Origin of the sequence: Gordonibacter sp. Marseille-P4307, assembly GCF_900604965.1 — a bacterium.
In the GTDB taxonomy this organism is placed as follows: Bacteria; Actinomycetota; Coriobacteriia; order Coriobacteriales; family Eggerthellaceae; genus Berryella.
In genome coordinates, this window is record NZ_UWPD01000001.1 from 1 (window position 1) to 14896 (window position 14896).

13 protein-coding genes are annotated in these 14896 nt (G+C 62.8%); 4 read left to right on the plus strand and 9 right to left on the minus strand.

The window, feature by feature from the left end:
* Nucleotides 1–336: 336 nt before the first annotated feature.
* Complete coding sequence (locus EIH26_RS00005; protein ID WP_124060186.1) at nt 337–531, minus strand: hypothetical protein; 195 nt, start codon at nt 529–531, stop codon at nt 337–339.
* Nucleotides 532–983: 452 nt separating this feature from the next.
* Between EIH26_RS00005 and EIH26_RS00010 the strand changes: the two genes are divergently transcribed.
* Nucleotides 984–2621 carry a DEAD/DEAH box helicase gene (locus EIH26_RS00010; RefSeq protein ID WP_124060187.1) on the plus strand — a complete coding sequence of 546 codons (1638 nt, stop codon included), beginning with the start codon at nt 984–986 and terminating at the stop codon, nt 2619–2621.
* A gap of 49 nt (nt 2622–2670) precedes the next feature.
* Here the strand turns inward: EIH26_RS00010 and EIH26_RS00015 are convergent, their stop codons facing one another.
* Nucleotides 2671–3033 carry a hypothetical protein gene (locus EIH26_RS00015; protein WP_124060188.1) on the minus strand — a complete coding sequence of 121 codons (363 nt, stop codon included), beginning with the start codon at nt 3031–3033 and terminating at the stop codon, nt 2671–2673.
* A 323-nt stretch (nt 3034–3356) separates the two neighbouring features.
* On the opposite strand from EIH26_RS00015, the gene EIH26_RS00020 reads away from it, so the two are divergent.
* The 3 genes from EIH26_RS00020 (at nt 3357) to EIH26_RS00030 (ending at nt 6656) form a co-directional block, all read left to right on the plus strand.
* Nucleotides 3357–5024, plus strand: a complete 1668-nt coding sequence (locus EIH26_RS00020) for a formate--tetrahydrofolate ligase (protein ID WP_124061721.1) — start codon at nt 3357–3359, stop codon at nt 5022–5024.
* A gap of 128 nt (nt 5025–5152) precedes the next feature.
* Nucleotides 5153–5779 (plus strand): cyclodeaminase/cyclohydrolase family protein, encoded by a 627-nt coding sequence (locus EIH26_RS00025; protein ID WP_124060189.1) that lies wholly within the window; start codon nt 5153–5155, stop codon nt 5777–5779.
* Between the two features lie 31 nt (nt 5780–5810).
* Complete coding sequence (locus tag EIH26_RS00030) at nt 5811–6656, plus strand: bifunctional 5,10-methylenetetrahydrofolate dehydrogenase/5,10-methenyltetrahydrofolate cyclohydrolase (RefSeq protein WP_124060190.1); 846 nt, start codon at nt 5811–5813, stop codon at nt 6654–6656.
* Between the two features lie 291 nt (nt 6657–6947).
* Here EIH26_RS00030 and EIH26_RS00035 read toward each other — a convergent pair whose 3' ends face one another.
* The 7 genes from EIH26_RS00035 to EIH26_RS00065 all read right to left on the minus strand — a co-directional run bounded on the left by EIH26_RS00035 (nt 6948) and on the right by EIH26_RS00065 (nt 14895).
* Complete coding sequence (locus tag EIH26_RS00035; protein ID WP_124060191.1) at nt 6948–7880, minus strand: sirohydrochlorin cobaltochelatase; 933 nt, start codon at nt 7878–7880, stop codon at nt 6948–6950.
* 15 nt (nt 7881–7895) lie between these two features.
* Nucleotides 7896–8549 (minus strand): HAD-IA family hydrolase, encoded by a 654-nt coding sequence (locus EIH26_RS00040; RefSeq protein WP_124060192.1) that lies wholly within the window; start codon nt 8547–8549, stop codon nt 7896–7898.
* 15 nt (nt 8550–8564) lie between these two features.
* Nucleotides 8565–10316, minus strand: a complete 1752-nt coding sequence (locus tag EIH26_RS00045; protein ID WP_124060193.1) for a proline--tRNA ligase — start codon at nt 10314–10316, stop codon at nt 8565–8567.
* Entirely contained in the window at nt 10313–11398 is a 1086-nt protein-coding gene (ispG, locus tag EIH26_RS00050; protein ID WP_124060194.1) for a flavodoxin-dependent (E)-4-hydroxy-3-methylbut-2-enyl-diphosphate synthase, read from the minus strand. Before ispG ends, EIH26_RS00045 begins: the two co-directional genes overlap by 4 nt.
* 167 nt (nt 11399–11565) lie before the next feature.
* Complete coding sequence (locus EIH26_RS00055) at nt 11566–12669, minus strand: site-2 protease family protein (RefSeq protein ID WP_124060195.1); 1104 nt, start codon at nt 12667–12669, stop codon at nt 11566–11568.
* 96 nt (nt 12670–12765) lie between these two features.
* Nucleotides 12766–13956, minus strand: coding sequence for a 1-deoxy-D-xylulose-5-phosphate reductoisomerase (gene dxr / locus EIH26_RS00060; protein ID WP_124060196.1), 1191 nt, complete (start codon nt 13954–13956; stop codon nt 12766–12768).
* A gap of 30 nt (nt 13957–13986) precedes the next feature.
* On the minus strand, nt 13987–14895 hold the full coding sequence (locus tag EIH26_RS00065; RefSeq protein WP_124060197.1) for a phosphatidate cytidylyltransferase: 909 nt from the start codon (nt 14893–14895) through the stop codon (nt 13987–13989).
* Nucleotide 14896 lies beyond the last annotated feature (1 nt).

A 14896-nucleotide genomic window follows, 5' to 3' on the forward strand; every position in this document is an offset into this window, starting at 1 on the left:
CTCCACGGCATGGCGGCAGCCGCAGCCTCCGGGGCCTTTGCGGTCGCCCGCGAGGCGGGCCTCGAAGAGGCTCGGCCCCATCTATCAGGGGAACCGAATGCAGAAAGCGATCGGACCGAAAAACCCGCCCGTTTGAAGCCGGATCGCGTTTGAATACGGCCGCCTCGGATCCATCGGCGATAGAGACGGCGCGGCCGGAACCATCGATCGCGGCTTGCGCGGTCCCTCCGCGCTCCCGGTGCGCCTTTCACGCGGCGCGCGGCGTCATGTCCCAATGATGCGACGCGTGTCGCCTGTCGGCGGTGGCACAACGCTCAAGCAGGGTTTCAGCGAATTCTACATGTTCCCCTTGAAACGACGATAGGCGGCGAAAGCAACACCGGCGGCAGCCGCAACCACACCAGCTCCAGCACCGGCGATAGCCACGGAATCCCCCGTAGGGGGCATCGCGGAGGTCGAAGCCTTGGCGGCCGGAGCGGGCGGATCTGCGGGGACGTAAGGAGCGTAGGCATCCCCCCACGGATCTCCCATATCCTCCCCGTTCGCACCAACATATTCCCCGGCAAAAGCCGGGGCGCAAAGCGCGGTCGAAAGCGCAACCGACATAGCTGCCGTGCCAACAATCTTCTTGATCAAATTCCAAAAACTTATGGCGATTCGGAGATTCGGTCGACATCCCGCTTCGAAGACCCCATACTGAAACTCAGCTTTTCACGAAATTCTTTCTTTTCGCATCGGGCGCGCTGAAAGCGCAGAAACCCGTCGCGCGGCGCGAACAAGGCGCCCCTGGTATTCCCAGCACCCACAGAGAAAGCGGCTCGCGTCAAGCGCAAAGCATCCCGCAAGAGGCGGATGCGGCTGCAGAACCTGCAGTTTTCACGTGCATCGCGTTGCCCGCAAACGGCCCTTGGGGCCTTGTTGCCAGGCGGCCTCGACCAAAGGCCGACTGTTTCTGCGCGCTGCGAACGACAAGAAAGAAGAACATGACCAACGGATTCAAAGAACTCGGCCTTTCTGAAGCGGCGCTCAAGGCAATCGACACGCTGAAGTACACCGATCCCACGCCCGTCCAGGAGCAGGCCATTCCCATCATCCTCGAAGGAAAGGACGTCTGCGCCGCCGCTGCCACCGGCACGGGCAAAACCGCCGCCTTCCTGCTGCCCACCATGAGCAAGCTCGCCAAATCGAAGCGCGGCTGCGGCCCGCGCATGCTGGTGGTCACCCCCACGCGCGAGTTGGCCCAGCAGATTGGCGACGTGTGCTTCACCATCAGCCGCCACACCAAGCACTTCCAGTGCACCGTGTACGGAGGAACGAAGTACGGCCCCCAGATCTCCAAGCTCAAGCGCGGCGTCGATATCCTCATCGCCACCCCGGGCCGTCTGAACGACCTGCGCGAACGCGGCGTCGTGAACTTGCGCGACATCGACGTACTGGTCATCGACGAAGCCGACCGCATGCTCGACATGGGATTCTGGCCCTCCATGGAGTCGATCATCGCCGAGACCCCTTCCACACGCCAAACCCTGCTGTTCTCCGCAACCCTCGACAAGAAGGTGCTGCGCAGCGTCGCTCCCATCCTGAACAACCCCATGACGGTGGAAATCGCGCACCACGGAGAAACCGCCCAGTCGGTCGATCAGTACATCATGCCCATCGAGCACCGCAAAAAGCAGGATCTCCTCCAGGCCGTTCTGGACGAAAAGGGCTTCGATCGCGTGATCGTGTTCACGCGCACCAAGAACCGCGCCGAGGAATGCATGGAGCAGCTGCGCGACGCCGACTATGCCGCCGAGTCCATCCACTCCGATAAATCCCAGTTCAAGCGTCGTCGCGCCCTCGAGAACTTCGCCAAAGGCAAAACGAGCATCCTTGTGGCCACCGACGTGCTGGCCCGCGGCATCGACGTTCCCAGCGTCAGCTACGTGGTGAACTACGACCTGCCCGACATGGCCGAAGACTACGTGCACCGCATCGGCCGCACCGGACGGGCGGGTGAAGTGGGCTATGCCATCTCATTCGTCAGCCGCGAGAGCCGCAACGGGCTGAAGGACATCGAGCGCCTGATCGACCGCCAGATTCCCATGATGGATCTCGAAAGCTACGACCTCGACCCCAACCTTCTGTCCGCCAAGAGCAAAAAACCCAAGAAGAAGCCCGCCCGCGCACGCGACATCGAACGTGCACGCAACTTCAAGCAAAACGGTGGGAAAAGCGTTTCTGAGGATCGTCCGTTCAGGGGAATCCCCCGACCTGCCCGCAAAGGGGCCAAGGCCGACGATCAGCGTCGCGAAGGCGCGGGCGGCCACCGCAAGAAGGAAGGATCGCAGCGATTCAACCGCGATTTCGAACCCAAGGACACCCGCCGCGGCTTCCGCTCCGACCGCAACGAGAGCCGTGTGCGCCGCGCGCCCGGCACCGGAGAGGGATGGAAGGGCACGCGCGGCAAAAAGAACGCCTACGGATTCGACGTTGACGATGCGCGCGGCAACCATGGCAACCGCCGCGACAGCCGCAGCTTCGACGGGAGGGGCAAAGCCCCCCGCAAGCGCCCTGAAACCGCAGAGGCATCCGTCGACAGGGGCTTTTACAGCAAAGTTGCCAAAAAGGGCCGCCGCTAAAACACCGGAACCGCTTACCTGGCGCCGACCTTACCGTCGGCGTCAGGCGCTAAACGGCGTCCTCCACCACCTCTTCCACCTCGACCGTAATCTCTTCGGTCTCTGCGTTCTGTCGTTTGGCGAGTTCGGCCACCTTGGCCGCAAAAGCATCGCGCTCGTCGGCAGACATGGCCTTCATGCGCGCCTCAAGCGCGGCGTCGCGAGCGGTTTCAGCGGCGGCCGCCGCCCTGCGCTGTAGCTCGGAGTTGATCTCCTTGCCCTGCTCAAACGAGATCTCGCCCTGCTTCACCAGGACATCGACCAGCTCCTTGCCCTTCTCGGCGCCAAGGGAAAGCGCGCCCAAACCCGCAAGGAATACGTTTTTGAACCCATCGCCTATGACCTCGAAGCCGCCGTTGCGATTATCCGCCATCAGACCCTCCTTCGCTTGTGGTTCCAAGGCCGACCGAGCCACCCCCGCGTCGCCTCGGAATGCCGTCCGGATGATTCGATAATGCACCAAATCCGGGCCGATCTCAATAGGATTCCCCGAATGGAACGGATGCCCGCAGATCGAAGACCCGCCGCGCCGCTCGAACGACCGGGTCTATCGCGCACGGAGGCACCGCTCATCGACAAACCCGACGAAGTTCGAGATTCGACCGTGCCGCAACCTGGGTCAGCACGTACACTGAGACCCTTAGGCTCCGCCGGTTGGGCGGCGATGGAAACAACTCGGGGAAAGAAGGAATCATGATGAAATCCGACATCGAAATCGCCCAAGAGACCGAAACCTCCCCGATCTCAGACATCGCCGAAAATCTGGGCATACCGGAGCGCTACCTTGAAATGTACGGCAGCCGCAAGGCGAAAGTGGACTACAACTACCTGCGCGAGAACCCGAGCGAACCCGGAAAGCTCATCTTGGTGACCGCCATCAACCCCACCGCCGCCGGAGAAGGCAAAACCACCACCACGGTGGGCCTGGGCGACGCGCTGGCCCGCATGGGCAAGAAAACGGTCATCGCGCTGCGCGAGCCGTCCCTCGGACCAGTGTTCGGCATCAAGGGCGGAGCGGCGGGCGGCGGATACGCCCAGGTGGTTCCCATGGAAGATATCAATCTGCACTTCACCGGCGACTTCCATGCCATCGGAGCCGCCAACAATCTGCTGGCGGCCATGATTGACAACCACATCCACCAGGGCAACGCGCTTGGGTTCGATGCACGTAAGATCACTTGGAAGCGCGCCGTGGACATGAACGACCGCGCCCTGCGCGAGATCATCGTGGGCCTCGGCGGCAAAGTGAACGGGTTCCCACGCGAAGACGGCTTCGACATCACCGTTGCAAGCGAGATCATGGCCGTGTTCTGCCTATCCACCAGCATCACCGATCTCAAAGAGCGGCTTGCGCGCATGGTGGTGGGCTATACCTTCGACGATCGGCCCATCACCGCCGGACAGCTGAACGCCCAGGGCGCGATGGCCGCGCTTCTGAAAGACGCCCTGAAACCCAACCTGGTCCAAACCCTCGAAGGCACGCCCGCCTTCGTTCACGGCGGCCCCTTCGCGAACATAGCCCACGGCTGCAATTCAATTATGGCGACCAACATGGCGCTCGCCCTGGGAGACTACGCGGTGACCGAAGCGGGATTCGGAGCCGATCTGGGAGCCGAGAAGTTCCTCGACATCAAGTGTCGCCTCACGGGCACAAGGCCCAGCGCGGTCGTGGTCGTCGCCACGGTACGCGCGCTGAAGATGCACGGAGGAGCCGACAAAAAACAGCTGGCCGACGAGAACCTCGATGCGCTCGAGGCGGGCCTTCCCAATTTGCTGCAGCACGTCGAAAACGTCACCGGCGTGTTCAAGCTGCCCTGCGTCGTAGCCATCAACCGCTTCCCCACCGACACCGACGCCGAAGTGGCCCTCATCGCCGATCGCTGCCGCGATCTGGGCGTGAACGTCGCTTTGTCCGAAGTGTGGGAAAAGGGCGGCCAGGGCGGCATCGCGCTGGCCGAAGAGGTCGTGCGCCTGTGCGAGCTGGAAAGCGAGCTGGAATTCTCCTACGATACCGAAGCGGGCATCGCCCAAAAGATCGAAGCGATCGCCAAGCGCATCTATCGCGCCGATGGCGTGGCGATCGAGCCGAAAGCCCTCAAAGAGATCTCCAAGCTGGAATCCCTCGGATTTGGAAACCTGCCCGTCTGCATGGCGAAAACGCCCGCCAGCTTCACCGACGATGCGGCGCGCATCGGCGCACCGCGCGGCTTCAGCATCTCGGTACGCGACGTCAAAGTGAGCGCCGGAGCCGGATTCGTCGTCGTGCTCACCGGCAGTATCATGACCATGCCGGGTTTGGGCAAATCCCCCGCCGCCGAGCGCATCGATGTCGATGAAACGGGCCGTATCGTCGGGCTTTTCTAAAGGACGCGGGAAACGCTGCGATCCTTCGCTCGCGCGATAACTTCGCCGAAACGAACGGCCGCCCGCGCAAGCGGGAGCCGTTCGTTTCGCTATCATACGCGCAAACCATCGAACCTAAGGAGGTACCCGTGACGTTTCGCAACGACGCGATTGCCGAGTTCTCCCACAAGCTGTCCTCCAAAGACGCCGTCCCCGGAGGGGGCGGAGCCGCCGCGCTGACCGGCTCACTCGGATGCGATCTTGCCGGCATGGTGGGAAACCTGACCGTCGGGAAGAAGAAGTACGCTGATGTCGAAGACGAGGCGGCAGCGCTCGTAGCGGAGGCCGCCGAGCTTTCGACGGCCCTTCTGACTGCCATCGACGACGACGCCGAAGCGTTCACTCCGCTTGCCCAGGCCTACGGAATCGCAAAAGACGATCCCCGTCGGGAGCACGTCATGGAAGCCGCCCTGAAAACAGCCTGCGCCCCGCCGCTCGACATCATGCGCCTCGCGGCTCGCGGAATCGCGGTGCACGCGCGCATGGCTCAGATCGGGTCGAAGCTGGCCCTATCCGACGTCGGGGCGGGGGCTGCTCTGTGCAAGGCGGCCCTTCAAAGCGCAAGTCTGAGCGTGTTCATCAACACCGCATCCATGACGGACCGCTCGCACGCCTTCCGGCTTGAATCGGAGGCAGACGAACTTCTTTCGACCTATGCGCCCCTTGCCGACGAAACGCTCGCTTCCGTCATGGATGCGGTGCGCCGTACCCGCTAACCTCGCCCCCCCCACACGACAAGGATCCCTCATGGCCATGCTTCTATCCGGAAAAGACGTCGCCGCCGCGATGAAGGAACGGCTCGGCGATCAGACCGACCACCTGCGCAGTGCCGGTATCCAGCCCACCCTCGCCGTGCTGCGCGTCGGGGAAAAGGAAGATCAGATCGCCTATGAACGCGGTGCAACGAAACGCTGCGAGGGAATCGGGATCGAGGTGCGCCATGTTCTGTTTCCCGACACCTGCACCCAAGAAGAGCTGCTCGACGCGATCCGAACCTTAAACGGCGACGCGAACGTCCACGGCGTCCTCATGCTGAGCCCCCTGCCCGCTCACCTCGATCTGGAAGAAGCCGCCGCGACGCTGGATGCACGCAAGGATGTCGATGCGGCAACCACCGAGTCGCTTGCGGGGGTGTTCGCCGGATCGGGCGATGGGTTTTCACCCTGCACGGCCCAGGCGTGCCTCGAAATCCTCAGGCACTACGGCATCGATCCGGCCGGCAAGCGCGTTGCCGTTCTGGGGCGCAGCCTGGTTATCGGCCGGCCTGCAGCCATGCTGTTGCTGCATGCGAACGCCACGCCCACCATCTGCCATTCGCGCACAGCCGATGCGCCCTCCCTCACCCGCGCAGCCGACATCGTAATCGTGGCCATCGGACGCGCAGAATCGATCGGAGCGGAATACTTCAGCCCCGGCCAAACCGTTATCGACGTGGGCACGAACTGGAGCGACGAGAAGGGGAAGCTGGTCGGCGATGTGGCATTCGACGACGTCGAACCCCTTGTGGACGCAATCACCCCCGTTCCGGGAGGCGTGGGCGCCGTCACCACCAGCGTTTTGGCAAGCCATGTCATCGAGGCGGCCCGGCGATAGAGCTCCCACGGCCACGGCGCGTATTCGCCGCCGTATCCGTTTCCCCCCAGGAACATGACGCTGTCTCTGCGCTCCTTCGACTTTCAAGACAGGTTTCCTGCACTTGAAAGGAAGCAAGCCTGATAGAGAGAAAAGCGGCAGGGAACGTACCGTGAAGAGCAAGGTGGCCGGATGCCGCACGAAAGACGGCAGGATCGGGCATCCTGCACGAAGAACGGCTTCCTGCGTGCGAGCGCATGCTCGGAGTGCAGCTGCGCATATGCCGGGAAACGCTCGATTGTGGAAGGCGCCTCAGCCCTCCACGATCGAGCGCGCATGCTGGACATACAGCGCGCGAATAGCGGGAAGCTGTCCAAGCCCCTCGATCTGGCACTCCACTTCCACCCCGCGCCGGGAAAGCATGCCCGCAAGGGATTCGGGGTCGTCTGCATCCGCCATGTCGTTGTTCGCGTGGTCTCCCGCTACCACCATAAGCGGGCGCAGTACCGCGCGCCGCACTCCGGCGGCAACCATCTCGTCCACCGCGTCCTCAAGCGTGGGCGTGCCCTCAACCGTGCCGATGAAGTGGCGAAGCGGGCTTTTGAGGGCAAAGGCGTCGCGCACCGTGAAATACACCTGGTTGGCCGCGACGTTGGTTCCATGGCCCATGAGGCACAGCGCCGTTTCCCCTTCGGATCCCGAAGAACTCATAGCTTCGACGCAGGCGCCGATCACGCGGTCGATATCATCGGAGGTATCGAGAAGCGGCCCGGCCATCTTCAACACATCGAACCGTCCCACGAACTTATCGACCGCATGGCGAACATCGGCGTATTCGCGTCCGGGAATAAGATGGGTGGGAAGCACGTACACCTCGCGAACGCCGTCGTTCGCACAGCGGGCAAGCGCCTGTTCCACCGTATCGACCCGATATCCGTCGCGCTGGAAAAGCTTCTCGACGATCTCGCGCGCCGTGAATGCGCGCCTCACCTCGAACTGCGGAAACGCGTTCGCAACGGCGCACTCGATCGCGCCGATGGTGTCTGCACGGTTTTCGTTGTAACTCGTACCGAAACTCGCGACCAGCATAACCGGGCGAAGCTCGCCGCAATCCCGTCCGCTTCGGATGCGGCCGCGCTCCTCCATATCGCGCGCGGCGCGGGCAAAGTCGAGCGCACCGGCATCCTCGATCGCCGCTTCCGAGCAGACGACGGGCGTCGCGCGTTCGTTCGATTCGCAACCCATGGATGAATCCCCTTTCTACGAAACACCCAAGACGCAAGCAGCATCGGCGGCAGTATCAGCCCAAAACGTGGGTTCGGCAGCCTCCGCGATCTGCTGCCGCGAAAAAACTCCCCAGGTCACTCCCAGAGTCTGGGCACCCGCCGACCGGCCTGCAAGGATGTCGTAGGGGCTATCGCCCACATACACCGCCTCGGACGGATCGATTCCCAGCAGCTCGCAGCCGTACAGCACCGGACCGGGCTGCGGCTTATGCTCGCTGCAATCGTCCGATCCGATCACGAACTCGAACCGATCGGCGATTCCGCAGATCTCAAGCCCATGCTGACACACGTCGTGGCGTTTGGACGTAACCACGCCCAAACGCACCCCGGCGCGCCCCAGCGAATCCAGCAGCTCGGGAATCCCCGGAAATACCGAGATCATGTCGTCGTGTATCGTTTTGTTGTACGCACGGTACACCCGCAGCAGCTCTTCGGCTTCGGCCGCATCGTCGGTGAAATCGTACATCTGGCGCGCAAGCGGAATGCCCACGCCGCGCATCAGCTGCTCGTCGGTAAATTCCCTGTTCAAAACGGTTCTCGTCGCGTACCGAAACGTCTTCAGCAGAAGCTCCGCCGTATCGACCAGCGTGCCGTCGTTGTCGAACAGCACCGCCTTCATATTCACCATACCGCCCCTTCGACCCTACTTGAAGATGGAGGCGTAAGCGGTCAGGGGATCGATTCCCTGGCGAACCGCCTTGTGCGCAAACGTGAACAACTCGACGATCGACGAGAGGGAAACGTCTTTCTTCTCGCCCGTGCGACGCCGCTTCACCTCGACGGTTCCCGCTTCGAGACCGCGCTTGCCCACGATGATCTGGACGGGCCACCCGATCAGATCGGCATCGTTGAACTTCACGCCCGCACGGTCCTTGCGATCGTCGATAGCCACCTCGACTCCGAGCTCGGCCAATTCGGACGCCAGCTTCTCGGCTGCCGGACCCACCGTATCATCGTTCACCGTCAGCGGAATCACGCACACATGAGCGGGGGCAACTGACGCAGGCCAGGCGATGCCGTGCTCGTCGTGGCACTGCTCGACCACGGCGGCAAGCGCACGGGACACCCCCACGCCGTAGCAGCCCATAATGAACGGCTTCTCGCTGCCGTCTTCGTCCATGAAGGTGGCACCCATCGCCTCGGAATACTTCGTACCAAGCTGGAACACCTGGCCGACCTCGATGCCGCGCGCCCCCTTCAGGGGCTCGCCGCTCACCGGGCAGCTGTCGCCAGGCTGAACCTCGCACAGGTCGGCCCATCCGTCGATATGGAAATCGACACCCAGCTGCGCGCCCACATAATGGTACCCGTCGTCGTTGGCACCCACCACCCAGCGCGAGATGCCCTGAAGCGAGCGGTCGGCAACCAGGCGGGCGGCCTCGGGCAGGCCGACCGGGCCCATCGATCCCTTCTTCAGACCGAAGCCCTCCATCTCCTCATCGGTGAGCAACGTGAACCCGCCCAGTTCGCGCACGGCCTTCAGCTCGTTCAACTCGTGATCTCCGGGAATGAACAGCACCACCAGACGACCTCCGGCATCTTTGCCCGACAGAGCCTTCACCGTAGAACTGGCGGGAATTCCCAAGAACCGGGCCAGATCGTCGATGGTGTGAACACCCGGGGTGGCCACCTTTTCGATGCGTTCCACCTTATGCTCGGTGGGTCGCGCGATGCACTCGCCCGCTTCGGTATCGGCGGCGTACCCGCTGTCGCTGTACACGATGGCCGCCTCACCCGCATCGGCCAGCGCCATGAACTCGATGGTGACCTTACCGCCGATCTGACCGCCATCGGCCTCGACCGCACGCCACTGCAGACCCAGGCGATCCATGATGCGCCCATAGGCCTCGCTCATATCGTCATAGGTGTTCTGAAGCGATTCCTGGGTGGCGTGGAAGCTGTACGCATCCTTCATGAGAAACTCGCGAGAGCGCATCAGCCCGAAACGCGGGCGGATCTCGTCGCGGTACTTCATCTGGGTTTGGTACAGAGCCAAAGGCAGCTCTTTGTAGGAGCGCAGCTCGTTGCGCACGAGCGCGGTGATGATCTCCTCGTGGGTGGGACCGAGGCAGAAATCGGCGTCGTGGCGATCGGAAATGCGCATCAGCTCGGGGCCGTAGGCCTCCCACCGACCGCTCTCGTGCCACAGGTCGGCCGGCTGCAGGATGGGCATGATGATCTCCTGCGCCCCGATCGCGTCCATTTCTTCGGAGACGATGTCCGAAATCTTGTTGAGAACGCGCATCCCCAAGGGAAGGAAGGTGTACAGACCCGATCCCATCTTGCGAATCATGCCCGCACGCAGCAAAAGCCGATGGCTGGCAAGCTCGGCGTCTGAAGGATCCTCCTTCAGGGTGGGCGCGTACAGACTGCTCATGCGAATGATGTTCGTCATAGCTTTTCGATCTCCTCTATCAATGCGTCCGCAACCTGGTCTTCGGATACTTTGCGGACGACCTCTCCGTTCCTGAACACGACAGCCGATCCCTTGCCGCAGGCCACGCCCACGTCGGCATCTTTGGCCTCGCCGGGTCCGTTCACCACGCAGCCCATCACGGCCACTTTCACCGGATGCCTGACCGTGCGCAAATGCCCCTCCATTCGCTCGGCCAGTCCGATAAGATCGACCTGGCAGCGTCCGCATGTAGGGCAGCTGATGATCTCGGGGCCGCGACGACGCAGATCGAGCGCGGAAAGCAACGTCCAGCACGCCCTCACTTCGTTCACGGGGTCATCGGTAAGCGAGATGCGCATCGTGTCCCCGATACCGTCTTCCAAAAGAATCCCCAAACCGGATGCCGACTTTATGACTCCTTGGAACTGCGTGCCCGCCTCGGTAACGCCGATATGCAAAGGGACGTGCGGAATCTCGGAAGCAAGGAGGCGATACGTGCGCACCGTGGTCATGACGTCGTGCGCTTTGGCGCTTACCACCAGATCGCGAAAGCCGCGCTGTTCGCAATGGCGCACGTACTCGGACGCCGAGAGCGCAAGCTTCTGGGGAAGCGAGAGGTCGTCGCGCCGAGCAACGGCCTCGTCGAGCGAACCCGCGTTCACGCCGATGCGAATGGGGATCCCCGCCTCCTCGGCGGCGTCAAGCACCAGATCGGCCTTTTCCCATCCCCCGATGTTTCCCGGATTGATGCGCAGCTTGGCCGCGCCGCGGTGCGCCGCCTCGATGGCGATCTGTGCGTCGAAGTGAACGTCGGCGACCACGGGAAGCGGCGAGCGGCTGCATACCCGCTCGAACGCATCCAAGCAGGAACGACGCGGAACGGCCATCCGGATGATCTCGCATCCGGCTTCCGCCAGCGCTTCGATCTGAGATACGTTCGCCTCGACGTCAAACGCGTCGGCCGTCAGCATGGACTGAACCGCCACCGGGGCTCCGCCGCCGATGGGAACGGCGCCGACCATGACGCGACGGGTAAGCCGGTTGGGCTTTTCCGGCTGGGCGTCAGGTTCTCTGTAAGCCATGCCTCCCCCGTTTCGTCTCGTGATTGCGCAGTCTTCTCATTCTACCTCGCAGTGCGGGAAAACGGCGGCACAACCGCCTTCACGCCGTAGCGCGAAGGTGCGAGGAAACCGCGCAACGAACGCGTATCCCCAGCGACCACCTAGGCGGCAGCACCGAAAATCCGTGATTATCCCAGCACGAACCGCGAGATGTCCTGACCCATCATGACGACGAACAGAAGCCCGAACAAGGCCAAACCGACGGTTGACAAGCGGGTCATAACCTTCTCGGACACCAACCTGCGCGAGACCTTCTGATACACCTCGACAGCGAACCGCCCCCCGTCAAGAGGCGGGATGGGTATGAGGTTCATGACGCCCAGCGATACCGACAACATGGCCATGAAGGACAAGAAAGACTGAAATCCCTGTTCAGCAGCCGTCTTCGAGATCACGGCGATACCCACGATAGAGCTGGACTGAGACACGGTCTCCGCCGCCGTCTGGGGATTGAACAGCTGGGCAACCGCCTGAAACACCATGCCGATGTAGGCGAAACCGACGGTGATCGAACGCAGCGGATCGATCACGCGGTGGACCACCTCGCCCGTCTGCGTGTTCTGCAAATCGATTCCCAGAACCGAATAGACGAACACGAAGGCCGCCACGGCAAACAACAGGTTCACGAAAATACCGGCAAGCAGGATGACCGCGCGCTTCCAAAACGGCAGGGAGCGGTACTGCTGGCGATACTCGCTCTCGTAGAAGGAGCGCGCGTCCTCAAGCGGACGGGCCGTGCCCATATCGGACTTCTCGGGAACAGGCAGGCCCTTTTCCCGGGCCAGCCTGATCTGGCGCTTGGTCGGGTTCACCGCAGGGGTGCGGTACGTGTTGAAATCGTCGGATCTCAGGGGGCGCTTCGCCGTACCCCACTCGGCCAACTCTTCGAGCGCATCGTAGGCCTCGTCGTGGGTGATACCGCAGTCGGCGGCCACCTCTTCCATCGTCGCCGTTCCGCGACGGTACAGCGATTCCATAGCCTTCTCGAGATGCGGGCTCATCTCTCCCGGCTCCATCCCGCACACGCGGGCATAACCGCCCAGAAGCACCGCCGTCACGCCGAAGCGCGTCTCGCCGTGGGTGAAACCGACGGAGGGGCCGGGCAGGCCCAGCATGAATTCCGACACGCGCACGCCGAACGCCCGCGCGGCCAGGTAATGCCCGCCTTCATGGATGAAGACGAGGAATCCGAGTGCGATCGTGGCATACACGATCATGAGAATGACGTCCACAGAGGGGTCCCTTCGCTCGATGTTTCCCCTCGATTATAGGCGAGCCGCCCGCAGGCGAACGACTGTCGAGAAAATGACTACAAGTCGAAACGTCACCTACCGCACGTTCGCCCGCGCGGTCCTGCGCGCCCAGGCGTCCACGCTCTCAAGCTGCTCGATGCTCTCGACCTCTTCGACGTCGTGGCGCTCCATGACCGCCTCGACGCATGCGGCGATTCCCAGATACGTCCCCTCTCCCGCCAGAAACGCCGCCACCGCCACCTCGTTGGCGGCGTTCATGGCGCACGGCAGCGTGCCGCCCCGCTCGCCAGCCGCACGAGCAAGGGCGAGGCACCTGAACGTATCGGTGTCGGGAGCGCAGAAGTCGAGCGATCCCAGCTTCGTGAAGTCGAGGGGCTCGACCGGCGCGTCCCAGCGGTCGGGATACGACAGCGCGTACTGAATGGGGATGCGCATGTCGGTGGTTCCCAAATGGGCCTTCACGCTGCCGTCGGAGAACTCGACCATGGAGTGGATGGCGCTCTGGGGCTGAACCACCACGCTGATGCCGTCGTAGGGACACCCGAACAGGTGATGCGCCTCGATCACCTCAAGGCCTTTGTTCATGAGCGTAGACGAATCGATGGAGATCTTGGCGCCCATGTTCCAGTTCGGGTGCGCAAGCGCCTCGGCGGGCGTGACGCGGGTCAACTCGGCGTGCGTGCGACCGAGAAACGGTCCGCCCGACGCCGTTACCCACAAGCGCACCGCTTCGGCGGGATCCTCCCCCACCAAGCACTGGTAGATCGCGCCGTGCTCGGAGTCGATGGGCATGAGCAGCCCGGGACGATTCGCCAGCGGCATGATGATATCGCCGCCCACCACAAGCGACTCCTTGTTCGCCAGAGCCAGCACCCGCCCGGCCTTAAGCGTATCGTAGCTTGCCCGCAGGCCGGCCGCGCCCACAAGCGCGTTCACCACCACATCGACCCCGTCGAGATCGACCAGAGCCGCCACGGCGTCCGATCCGAAGCCCAGGGAGCCGTCCTTGCCCGCCTGGTCGCGCAGATCGGCGGCGATGGCACCGCCCGCCTGGGATTCATCCCCCAAAGCCATGTGATGCACACCCAGGTCGCGCGCTTGTTCGAGCAGATCCGACGCGCGCGTTCCCGCAGCAAGCGCCACCACCTCTATCTTGTCGGGATGGCGTCGCGCCACATCGAGTGTCTGCGTCCCGATGGATCCGGTCGAACCCAAAACAACAATGCGGCGGGGACGACGCGCGGCGTCAGATGAAGTCTTACTCATGAGAAAGTGCTCTTTCTTAAGAAACCGAACCTAGATGACCGGCTGGATACAGCCGAACAGAACCAACAGCACGAAAGCCGCCGTAGCCGTGGTCATCAGCGAATCGCAACGATCGAACAGGCCGCCGTGGCCCGGCATCATCGTTCCGGAATCCTTGAAACCAACGCTTCGCTTGATGCGGCTTTCGCACAGATCGCCTAAAACCCCGGCAAGACCGCACGCAACGCCCAAGACGAGCGTCTGCAAAGGATCGATGTGCACGCTGGGAATTTGCCCGACGAAAAACCACACGGCAACGCCGCCGGCAAGCCCACCTAAAAACCCTTCCCAGCTCTTGTTCGGGCTGGTACGCGGAGCGAGCTTGTGCTTGCCGAACTTACGTCCGACCAGATAGGCAAACGCATCGTTGGCCCAGATGCTGACGAACAGCAGCAGCACCAGCAACCCGCCGTCGGCTCCGGGAAGCGCCATGCGCGCCAGCATGATGCACGCCAGCTGCATGCCCGTGTACAACGCCCCGAACAGGCTCACGCCCACATCCTGCATGCGCGCACGATTCCAGAACACGTACCACAGCGTAAGCGCCAGCATAAGCAGAAGGGCTCCGGACACGATACCGCGCAGACCGAAGAAGAAGGCCGCGGCGGGCAGATACGCCGCACCCACCACGCCGATCCATTCGTTGGGCATCTTGGCGTCGGAGCGCAGCATGTAGAAGAACTCGGCAGAGCAGATGCCCGCCGTGGCCGCTAAAAACAGCATGGTGGGAACATCGCCCGCCAAGATGCTGGCGATGCAGATCAGCACGTACACGGTTCCCGTACGGAGCCTGATTTGAAAATCGCTGGCGTTCTTGAACTTCTCGGGGGTTTTCTCGTAGGCGAAATCCTTGACGCGCTGCGCGGCCTTCTTGTCGTTGTCGCCTTTCGAGCCGACCATA

Coding starts and splice junctions, on each gene's coding strand:
- ispG (WP_124060194.1), bottom strand. CDS start 11,398: ATGGCTTACAGAGAACCTGACGCCCAGCCGGAAAAGCCCAACCGGCTT.
- EIH26_RS00040 (WP_124060192.1), bottom strand. CDS start 8,549: ATGGTGAATATGAAGGCGGTGCTGTTCGACAACGACGGCACGCTGGTC.
- dxr (WP_124060196.1), bottom strand. CDS start 13,956: ATGAGTAAGACTTCATCTGACGCCGCGCGTCGTCCCCGCCGCATTGTT.
- EIH26_RS00065 (WP_124060197.1), bottom strand. CDS start 14,895: ATGGTCGGCTCGAAAGGCGACAACGACAAGAAGGCCGCGCAGCGCGTC.
- EIH26_RS00010 (WP_124060187.1), top strand. CDS start 984: ATGACCAACGGATTCAAAGAACTCGGCCTTTCTGAAGCGGCGCTCAAG.
- EIH26_RS00005 (WP_124060186.1), bottom strand. CDS start 531: ATGGGAGATCCGTGGGGGGATGCCTACGCTCCTTACGTCCCCGCAGAT.
- EIH26_RS00045 (WP_124060193.1), bottom strand. CDS start 10,316: ATGACGAACATCATTCGCATGAGCAGTCTGTACGCGCCCACCCTGAAG.
- EIH26_RS00030 (WP_124060190.1), top strand. CDS start 5,811: ATGGCCATGCTTCTATCCGGAAAAGACGTCGCCGCCGCGATGAAGGAA.
- EIH26_RS00015 (WP_124060188.1), bottom strand. CDS start 3,033: ATGGCGGATAATCGCAACGGCGGCTTCGAGGTCATAGGCGATGGGTTC.
- EIH26_RS00035 (WP_124060191.1), bottom strand. CDS start 7,880: ATGGGTTGCGAATCGAACGAACGCGCGACGCCCGTCGTCTGCTCGGAA.
- EIH26_RS00020 (WP_124061721.1), top strand. CDS start 3,357: ATGAAATCCGACATCGAAATCGCCCAAGAGACCGAAACCTCCCCGATC.